The organism is Sphingobium sp., from assembly GCF_035511395.1.
Taxonomy (GTDB): domain Bacteria; phylum Pseudomonadota; class Alphaproteobacteria; order Sphingomonadales; family Sphingomonadaceae; genus Sphingobium.
Genome location: NZ_DATKFP010000242.1, coordinates 1 through 8,610, shown reverse-complemented (window position 1 = coordinate 8,610; position 8,610 = coordinate 1). Strand labels below are relative to the sequence as shown.

The window sequence follows — 8,610 nt, the reverse complement described above, 5'->3', positions numbered from 1 at the left end:
ACCCAGCGGCACTGTGACCTGCCCGAAACCGGCATAGGATTTCACTTTCTGCCGGCCGACGATCTTGATCACATCGCTGCCATTGGCATTCTGGCCGGGGCCACCGATATAGGTGGGATCGAAACCGCCATCTGCATTGAGATAATAGGCGCCCAATATCCAGTTGATCTTGCTGCCCGCCGCCGATTTCAGCTGGAATTCCTGCGAGAATTGCTTGTCGACGATGTTAAGGTCGTAGACCAGCCAGTCATAATCGGAATAGTTGCCGGAAGAATGATAGAGTTCGTCATTGCTGCGATAGGCAGTGATGCTGACGAAATCGGCGAAGCCGAGTTCCTGGTCGATCCGCGCGGATGCGCCCCAGCCTTCGGATTCATCATATTGCTCCTCCGCCAGCGACACGTCGTAAAAGGCGAGCGGCGGCAGCACCTGAGATGGCACGGGAGCTTCCGGGATCGGGCCAGCGCCATTATGCGACGGATCGGGCGATCCGCCGACGGTGCCGGGGAAGGGCCGGGAATAAATGCCGATCTGGCTCCAGCTATTCTGATAATAGCCGATCAGCTTGACCGCCGTCGTGTCGGTCGGTTCCCAGAGCAGCTTGCCCCGCAGGCTGATACTATGCCCCTTCCAATAATCATTGCCGCCGGGTTGATAGCCCTTGGACGTATCCAGCTGATCGACCAGCTTGCGGTTGCGGCCCCAGCCCTGATCCTGATTATGCCAGCTCATGGAAAAATTGGCGGCCAGCCGATCGGTGATCGGCATGTTGCCGTAGAATTTCAGATCCATCGTCTGATAATTGGCATAGCCCATGCGGGCTTCCAATTCCCCGTCCTGGCTGGGATCCTTGGTGTAGATGGAAATGACGCCGCCCGATGCGTTGCGGCCGAACAACGTGCCCTGCGGCCCCTTCAGCACTTCCACGCGATCGACACTAGCGAGATCGAAGAAGGGGAAGCCGGCGCGGATGAAATAGACGTCATCGATATAGACGGGCACGCTCGCTTCGTTGCCGGCGGTCGTCACCGGATTGCCTATGCCGCGAATGAAGGTCGTGACAGTACCGGTCGCCTGACCGATCTGCAGCGCCGGATCGATGCGGTTCAATTCCTGAACACTGGTAATGCCCTGCGACACCAGCGCCTCGCCGCTGACGGCCGTGACCGACAAAGGCGTATCCTGCACATTTTGCGACCGCTTCTGCGCGGTGACGACGATATCCTCTAGCTGATAATTTTCCGATTGGGCTTCCTGTGCACAGGCCGTCGAAACGGCGATATGCGCAATGACGGCGGCGGAAGCGAACAGCACAGCCTTGCGCGCGGCATGGATGCGCAGACCATGAACGGATCCAGACATTGACACCCTCCCTCATTCTCTATCGTTGCAGAGGCGCCCTCTTGGTGACGCATTTTATGAAGCAACAGGCCGCTGCCGACATGTGGCGCAGCTCTCGATTATGGTTAATAGGGTTGGCGTGCCCTCATACCGGTGCCAAACATCCTCCCATTTAGACCACGAATTTGATCTGCTTCCGTTTTATATGGAAACACTTCGTATGCAGGCGCACTATACGCTCATTTTTCAGGAACGCAATGTGTCCGGCGACGCCTGGCTATCTCGATTTTCCCTTCAATAGGTCTTGGCTTCCCACCATGGGAAAAAGGATGGCATGTCGTTCGACACGCTATCTGGAAAGGCAGGAAGGCGCTTTTCCAAGAAGCTGGCGCCCCCTTCCCGCACGTCCGCAGCTCTGGCGCGGGCGTGGATGCCACGACTTTCGACGCGATGCGCTTCCATCGGGTGCACCATGCCGATCGACCGCCACAGCATCTGCCGCGTAAGTGCGACGGAGACCGGCGCGGCCTGAGTCGCGATGGTCGCCGCCAGCGCGCGTGCGGCCGGCATCAATTCCTCGGGCGGGTGGAGCGAGCGGACCAGACCGGTCCGGAGCGCTTCTTCCGCTGGGAAAGTCGCGCCGGTCAGCATCCATTCCAGCGCCTGCGCAATCCCCACGATGCGCGGCAGGAACCAGCTGGACGCCGATTCCGGCACGATGCCCCTGCGGACGAAGGGCAGGGTGAATTTGGCGCCATTCGACGCCATGCGGATATCGGCCGCCAGCGCCATGGTGACACCCATGCCGGCGGCCGCACCGTTGAACGCCACGATCACCGGCTTCAGGCATTCATAGAGGCGCAGCGTGATGAGGCCGCCGAAATCCCGCGTGTCGGGATCGGACCAGTCCACATTCTCCTGCGGCATCTCGTCCTTGCGGGAGGACAGGGACGACTGACCGGGCGACAGGTCCGCCCCTGCGCAGAAGGCCCGCCCCTCCCCCGTCAGGATGACGGCCCGGATCGCGTCGTCCCGATCCACGCGGTCGAACAATGTCACCAGATCCAATGCCATCGGGCGGGTGAAGGCGTTCAACTTCTCAGCCCGGTCGATGGTGATAGTGGCGACGCCTTCCTCCAGATCAAACCGGAAATGATCGCCATGGCGTGCGGGCGTCTCCATCATGACCTCATGCGTCCTTCAGCGCGCCGATCTCGATATTGGCCAGCCCTTCTTCGCCTGTCTCCTCGCAGCGAACCCGGCACATATTCTCGACGTTCAGATAGACTTTCGATCCCGGCTTCTGCGAATGGAGCGGCAGGCGGGCAAAAGCGTTGCCCACATCGGCCACCAGCGTATAGGGCTTGCCGCTCAGCGTCACCGCGCGGAAGATGACCTTGTCCGGCATCCCCTCCGGCCCCTCGCCGACATTCTCTATCTCCAGCGACTTCATCACCTCATTGCCTTCGGGCAGGGCGATATAGCCTTCAGCCGTCCGGCTTTCGGGCCGGATGACATTGCGCACCCGCATCAGGTGAAAGCCCATGGACGGGAAATTGAAGAAGGACCAATTATGGTCCAGCGTCATCTGATCATTGCGCATCCCCCAGCTATGATCGCGATAGCCCGACCCATCGACGTTGATCGACGTTCCTGCAAAGTCACCCGACTTGAAGGTGACATTACCGGTAGCGTTCATGCACTGGCCCTGATGGCGGAAGCTGTTACGTTCGAACGCTGTATTTTCGGAGATGGAAAACCAGTCCGGATTGACGTCGGCGCAGGCCTGGAAATCAAACAGATGCATGCGCCGGGTAAAGACCAGCCTCGCGGCGACTGCATCATCCTCATATTCCACGACGAATTCCGCCTGCGGCTTGACGAAATCGATCGTAAGCCCACCATAGCGCAATGTTCTGGCATGTTCGAACGGCGCCGGCATCGGCACTTCCTTGCCGATGATGATCTTCTGCCCCTTGTGCAGCACGGTGAAGGAAGCGAAGGCGCGGTCATAGGTCGGCTCTGCCGTGCAATGCGCCAGGCAGCAGATATCCCGTTCCGGATCCATGAAGACCCAGAAGTAATTTTCCTTCCAGCGCAGCCAGGCGCGGGTGGGCACGGCGTGGGGATAATCTTCGTGCAGCAGCATATATCTCTCCAATCTCTGATTTTTGATAGAAATCATGCATCTGATATTAATGCATATTATATATTTGCAATCCAAAATGACGGCGCTATCTGGCAGATCCCCGACTGATGGTTTAGGTTGGGACGATCCCCTTTCCGCGTACATCAAGGACGTCGATGCCCAAGAAGCAGAATAGCCCGGCCAACGAAGCCAAAACCGCGGCCCGGCCGGTGGTAAAACCCTTCCGCTTCGGCTTCCTGGTCCATGACGTGTCACGCATGCGCCGCACCCTGTTCGACGACGTGATGCGGTCGCGCGGCGTGACCCGATCGCAATGGTCGGTGCTGGCCACCCTCTCCCGCGTCGGTGCTGACGGCATGATGCAGGTAGATATCTCGCGCCATATGGACGTCGGCAAGGTGACGATCGGCGGCTTGATCGACCGGCTGGAGGCGGCAGGCTATGTCGAGCGCAGGCTGGATGCCGAGGACCGGCGGGCGCGCCGCGTCTTCATCACGGATCAGGGCTATGAAGTGATCGCTGAAATGCAGAAGGCGGGCAGCAAACTGAACAAGTCGATCCTGGCCGGCGTATCGCCTGAACATCAGCGCATCACCGAGGAGACACTGGCGCTGGTGAAGGCCAATATTCGCGACATGTTGCAGGGCGACTGACACCGGGCGTCACTCCTGCGGTGTCAGCCCGGCCGCGCTTTCCAGCGCCTGCGCCAGCGCGCCGAGGAAATCGCCGGCCGGACCGCCATCGATCGTTCGGTGGTCGACGGTGAGCGACAGGCCCATGACCGGACGAACCACTACCGTCTGCTCGTCCACGTCGACCCATGGCTTGGGTGCGATGCGCCCCAGGCCGATGATCGCCTGCTGCGGATAGGTCAGGATCGGCGTGAAATGCTCCACGCGGGTCAGGCCGAGATTGGTGATCGTCACGGTCGCGCCGGTCAGTTCTGCGATGGTGAGTTTGCCAAGCTTCGCCCGCGCCACCAGATCCTGCCGCGTCGCCGCGATATCGGGCAGGGCCAGCCGCTCCACATTGGCGATCGCCGGCGCAACTAATGCCCCCGGCAAGGCGATCGCGCAGCCGACATGCACTTCCTCATGCAGTTCGATGCCGGCAGGGGTCTCCACGCCATTGAATGCCGGAAAGTCCCGCATGACGTAACTAATCGTCTTGGCGATCAGATCCTCATAGCCGATCTTCACACCGGCCGCTTTCCATGCCTCCCGCGCCTGGATCAGGGCGGTCACGTCGACGTCGCAGAAGAAGCTGAGTTGCGCCGTCTTCGCCAAGCTCTCGCTCATTTTTTGCGCGATGATGCCGCGCAGCCCAGTCAGCTTCACTATATCGGTAACAGCCAACGATGCCTCCCTCTAACTGCAATATGATTTGCATACATACCATATTGCAGTTTATCAACTCACAACGCAGGAGAACAGGATGCCCGACGGCACATTCAGCAGAATCGCGATCGAAGCCGATATCGCCATCGTGACAATCCATCGTCCGGACCGCATGAATGCCCTGCATCCTGCCGCCCATCGGGAATTGTCCGACCTTTTTGATCGGCTCGCGACCATGGCATCGTTGCGCGCCATCATCGTGACCGGAGCAGGCGATCGCGCCTTCTGCGCCGGCTACGACCTGAAGGACAATCTGGAAACGGGCGTGATGGAACTGCCCGCCACGGGCTTTGCCGGCTTCAACGCCCGATACGACTATCCCTTGCCCGTCATCGCGGCGGTCAACGGCATGGCGTTCGGCGGCGGCTTCGAACTGGCGCTCGCCTGTGATTTCATCATCGCGGCCGATAGCGCCGGCTTTTCCCTGCCGGAACCGAAAGTGGGCTGGGCAGCACTTGGCGGGGGCGTGCAACGACTCCCCCGCGCGGTCGGGATGAAGCGCGCGATGGACATCATCCTTACTGGCCGCACCGTCGATGCCGCCGAAGCCCATGCGATCGGCCTTGTCAGCGAAGTGGTGCCGGCAGCGGACCTGATGCTTGCGGCCAGACGATGGGCCGGCCAGATTGCTGCCTGCGCCCCACTGGCTCTGCGATGCGCCCGGCAGGTCGCGCATGCCGCCTTCGACATGCCGATCGGGCAGGCTCTGGACATGCGCAACTTCCCCCTGTCCGACCTGGTGATGGCAAGCGAGGACGCCGTCGAGGGCAAGCGCGCGTTCGTGGAGCGCCGCGCGCCCAACTGGAAGGGCCGCTAGCGCATATACTGGGAAAGGAACCGCGTATGACCACCAACCTTAGACGCACGCTGGATTTCATCGCCTTGTGGAGCAGGATTGATCTGGATGCGATCCTGGGGGCGATGGCACCAAACTGCATCTACCATAATATGCCCTGGGCACCGTTGCAGGGCCATGCCGCCATCCGGGAAGGGCTGGCCGGATTTCTGTCCGGCACGGAGGCGAACGAATGGCTCATCCTGCATGCAGCGGAAACGACGGACGGCGCGGTCCTGACGGAGCGAGTCGACCGCTTTCTGATCGATGGTCGATGGATCGAGATGCCGGTGATGGGCATATTCGAGTGGCGGGACGGGAAACTGGCCTATTGGCGCGACTATTTCGACGCCGCGCAGTTTCATGCAGCAATGGCGCAATGACATTGCTCGACCAATTCGTCCGACATGCAATCCTCCATCAGAACAACCCCATTGCAGTATCGAAAATAAACATATAGTACGCATACTGACTACATGATAACGGACTATATGGAGCGGATGGCAGATGGCGACAGGAGTTGGCATTATTGGCGTGGCGCCCGGCAGAAGCTGGGCCGCGCTGGCCCATATTCCCGCCCTTCAGGCGCTGCCCGATTATGAGATCCGCGCCCTGAGCACGACCCGGCAGGAAAGCGCATCGGCCGCCGCCGCCGAATTCGGCATCGCCAGGGCCTATGACAATCATCACGCGCTGGTGAACGATCCCGACGTCGATCTGGTCGCCGTCACGGTGAAGGTGCCGCATCACCGCGCACTCGTCACCGCCGCGATCGCCGCCGGCAAGCATGTCTATTGCGAATGGCCGCTGGGCAACGGCCTGGCCGAGGCCGAGGCGATGGCTGCTCTGGCGAAGGACAAGGGCGTCATCGGCGCGGTAGGGTTGCAAGCCCGCTCCGCCCCCGCTTTGCGCTACCTCCGAGATCTGGTGACCGACGGCTATGTCGGCACGGTGTTGTCCAGCACGCTGGTCGGCTCCGGCATGAATTGGGGCGCCTTTATCGACCAGCCCAACGCCTACACCGCCGACAAGGCCAATGGCGCCACACTGCTGACCATCCCGTTCGGCCACACGATAGACGCCGTCGCACAATGTCTGGGCGAATTCGCGTCACTCCAGGCCATCACCGCCAATCGGCGCGATCATTTCACATTGGTGGAGGACGGGGCGCAATATCCCATGACCGCCGAGGATCAGGTACTGATCGCCGGCACATTGGCCGGAGGAGCGACCATGGCCGTCCATTATCGCGGCGGGTTCAGCCGCGGTACCAATTTCCGGTGGGAAATCAACGGGACGGATGGCGATATCGTCGCCACGGCCGATGCCGGCCATGCGCAGATGTTCCCGATCACCCTGATAGGCGCGCGCGGCGACGACCAGCAACTTGCCCCCCTGCCCGTGCCCGCCGATTATAAATGGACACCCGCCAGCGTGCCGCCCTTCGCGGAAAATGTCGCGCAGGCCTACGCCCTGCTTGCCAGCGACCTGCGCGACGGCACATCCCATTGCCCGACCTTCGCCGACGCCGTGCGCCGGCACCGGCTGATCGACGCGGTCGAGCGTGCCGCGGCGAGCGGGGAACGGGTGTCGCTCTGAAACACCATCATCCACAGTTTATGACAGTGAGGGAAAGAACATGAGTCTGCTTGAAGGGAGAGTCGCCATCGTCACCGGCGGCGGGCGCGGCGTGGGCCGCACCTATGCGCTGAAGCTGGCCGAATATGGCGCCAAGGTGGTCGTCAACGACCTGGGCGGCGACGCGGCCGGCGGCGGCGCGGACCTCACCCCGGCGCAGGAAGTCGTGGAGGAAATCAAGGCCAAAGGCGGCGAAGCCATCGTCAATGGCGGCGACGTGTCCGACTGGGGCAATGCGAAGGACATGGTTGCACAAGCCGTCGACACCTTCGGGCGGCTCGACATATTGATCAACAATGCCGGCATCCTGCGGGACCGCATGCTGGTCAACATGACCGAAGAAGAATGGGACATCGTCGTGAAGGTGCATCTGAAGGGGACTTTCGCACCGACCCATCATGCCGCCAACTATTGGCGCATGGAAAGCAAGGCGGGGCGCCAGCCCGACGCACGCGTCATCAACACCACGTCGCACTCGGCGCTGTTCGCCAATATCGGCCAGGCCAATTATGCTGCGGCCAAGGGCGGCATTGCCAGCTTCAGCCAGGTCGCCGCGCGCGAATTGCAGCGCATCGGCGTGACCGTCAACGCCATTGCCCCGCGCGCTGAAACTCGCATGACCGCTGGCCTGCGCGAATGGACGCCCGAACAGTTGGAGCGCCGCGATCCCGAATGGATCGCCGGCTTCATCGCCTGGCTGGCCAGCCCGGAATCCGCGCAGGTCAGCGGGCGCGTGTTCGAAGTCTGGGGCTATGGCATCACCGTGGCCGAAAGCTGGCAGCATGGCCCGAGTTGCGAAGCGTCGAAGGATCCCACGGTTCTTGGCGAACGCATCGCCAAGATCCTGAAATTCGCACGTTCCAACGCCGGCATCAATCCGGGCGAGTGGCTTGATCCCTGATCCTGTCGTCTAACAAGGGGCCTGGGGAGCGGAGGCGTGCCCGCCTCCGCTCCCCAGGCCCGTTCCGGAGAAATATGTCATGTCCCTCGATGCGCTGTTCCAACCCCTGACCATCGGCAGCCTGCCCATCCCCAATCGTGTCGTCATGGCGCCGCTGACGCGCGCGCGGGCGGATGCGACCCATGTGCCGGCACCAATCCAGGGCGAATATTATGCGCAGCGTGCAGGACGAAGGTCGCGGCGGAGATTGTCAGGCCCATCGGTACGACGGCGGTCCAGCCATCGCCGGCATGGACAAGGCTGTTGACAAAAGCGAGGATCAGCACGCAGACAAAGACGCCGGCCGCGG

10 protein-coding genes are annotated in these 8,610 nt (G+C 61.5%); 6 read left to right on the top strand and 4 right to left on the bottom strand.

The window, feature by feature from the left end:
- The 3 genes from VMR39_RS17235 to VMR39_RS17225 form a co-directional block, all read right to left on the bottom strand.
- Positions 1-1,362: TonB-dependent receptor (locus VMR39_RS17235; RefSeq protein ID WP_325417316.1), on the bottom strand; the 1,362-nt coding region annotated here is incomplete at its 3' end.
- 273 nt (positions 1,363-1,635) lie between these two features.
- Positions 1,636-2,526: an enoyl-CoA hydratase-related protein gene (locus VMR39_RS17230; RefSeq protein WP_325417314.1), complete on the bottom strand. Its 891-nt coding sequence runs from the start codon at positions 2,524-2,526 to the stop codon at positions 1,636-1,638.
- A 4-nt stretch (positions 2,527-2,530) separates the two neighbouring features.
- Positions 2,531-3,490, bottom strand: a complete 960-nt coding sequence (locus VMR39_RS17225; RefSeq protein WP_325417312.1) for a hypothetical protein — start codon at positions 3,488-3,490, stop codon at positions 2,531-2,533.
- Positions 3,491-3,645: 155 nt separating this feature from the next.
- On the opposite strand from VMR39_RS17225, the gene VMR39_RS17220 reads away from it, so the two are divergent.
- Positions 3,646-4,143, top strand: coding sequence for a MarR family transcriptional regulator (locus tag VMR39_RS17220; protein ID WP_325417310.1), 498 nt, complete (start codon positions 3,646-3,648; stop codon positions 4,141-4,143).
- A 9-nt stretch (positions 4,144-4,152) separates the two neighbouring features.
- Here VMR39_RS17220 and VMR39_RS17215 read toward each other — a convergent pair whose 3' ends face one another.
- A complete protein-coding gene (locus VMR39_RS17215; RefSeq protein WP_325417308.1) occupies positions 4,153-4,845 on the bottom strand; it encodes a 2-oxo acid dehydrogenase subunit E2 in 693 nt (230 codons plus the stop codon).
- A 79-nt stretch (positions 4,846-4,924) separates the two neighbouring features.
- On the opposite strand from VMR39_RS17215, the gene VMR39_RS17210 reads away from it, so the two are divergent.
- The 5 genes from VMR39_RS17210 (at position 4,925) to VMR39_RS30520 (ending at position 8,568) form a co-directional block, all read left to right on the top strand.
- The gene (locus VMR39_RS17210) at positions 4,925-5,704 is read left to right on the top strand and encodes an enoyl-CoA hydratase-related protein (protein WP_325417306.1); all 780 of its coding nucleotides are present in this window, start codon (positions 4,925-4,927) and stop codon (positions 5,702-5,704) included.
- 26 nt (positions 5,705-5,730) lie between these two features.
- Positions 5,731-6,105, top strand: a complete 375-nt coding sequence (locus VMR39_RS17205) for a limonene-1,2-epoxide hydrolase family protein (RefSeq protein ID WP_325417305.1) — start codon at positions 5,731-5,733, stop codon at positions 6,103-6,105.
- Positions 6,106-6,229: 124 nt separating this feature from the next.
- Positions 6,230-7,321: a Gfo/Idh/MocA family oxidoreductase gene (locus VMR39_RS17200; protein ID WP_325417303.1), complete on the top strand. Its 1,092-nt coding sequence runs from the start codon at positions 6,230-6,232 to the stop codon at positions 7,319-7,321.
- A 40-nt stretch (positions 7,322-7,361) separates the two neighbouring features.
- Positions 7,362-8,261: an SDR family NAD(P)-dependent oxidoreductase gene (locus VMR39_RS17195; protein WP_325417301.1), complete on the top strand. Its 900-nt coding sequence runs from the start codon at positions 7,362-7,364 to the stop codon at positions 8,259-8,261.
- A gap of 79 nt (positions 8,262-8,340) precedes the next feature.
- Positions 8,341-8,568 carry a hypothetical protein gene (locus VMR39_RS30520; protein WP_414712543.1) on the top strand — a complete coding sequence of 76 codons (228 nt, stop codon included), beginning with the start codon at positions 8,341-8,343 and terminating at the stop codon, positions 8,566-8,568.
- The last annotated feature ends 42 nt before the right edge of the window (positions 8,569-8,610 follow it).

Excerpts from the sequence above, each read along its gene's own strand:
- VMR39_RS17205 (WP_325417305.1), top strand. The coding sequence starts at position 5,731 with ATGACCACCAACCTTAGACGCACGCTGGATTTCATCGCCTTGTGGAGC.
- VMR39_RS17195 (WP_325417301.1), top strand. The coding sequence starts at position 7,362 with ATGAGTCTGCTTGAAGGGAGAGTCGCCATCGTCACCGGCGGCGGGCGC.
- VMR39_RS17225 (WP_325417312.1), bottom strand. The coding sequence starts at position 3,490 with ATGCTGCTGCACGAAGATTATCCCCACGCCGTGCCCACCCGCGCCTGG.
- VMR39_RS17210 (WP_325417306.1), top strand. The coding sequence starts at position 4,925 with ATGCCCGACGGCACATTCAGCAGAATCGCGATCGAAGCCGATATCGCC.
- VMR39_RS17220 (WP_325417310.1), top strand. The coding sequence starts at position 3,646 with ATGCCCAAGAAGCAGAATAGCCCGGCCAACGAAGCCAAAACCGCGGCC.
- VMR39_RS17200 (WP_325417303.1), top strand. The coding sequence starts at position 6,230 with ATGGCGACAGGAGTTGGCATTATTGGCGTGGCGCCCGGCAGAAGCTGG.
- VMR39_RS30520 (WP_414712543.1), top strand. The coding sequence starts at position 8,341 with ATGTCCCTCGATGCGCTGTTCCAACCCCTGACCATCGGCAGCCTGCCC.
- VMR39_RS17230 (WP_325417314.1), bottom strand. The coding sequence starts at position 2,526 with ATGATGGAGACGCCCGCACGCCATGGCGATCATTTCCGGTTTGATCTG.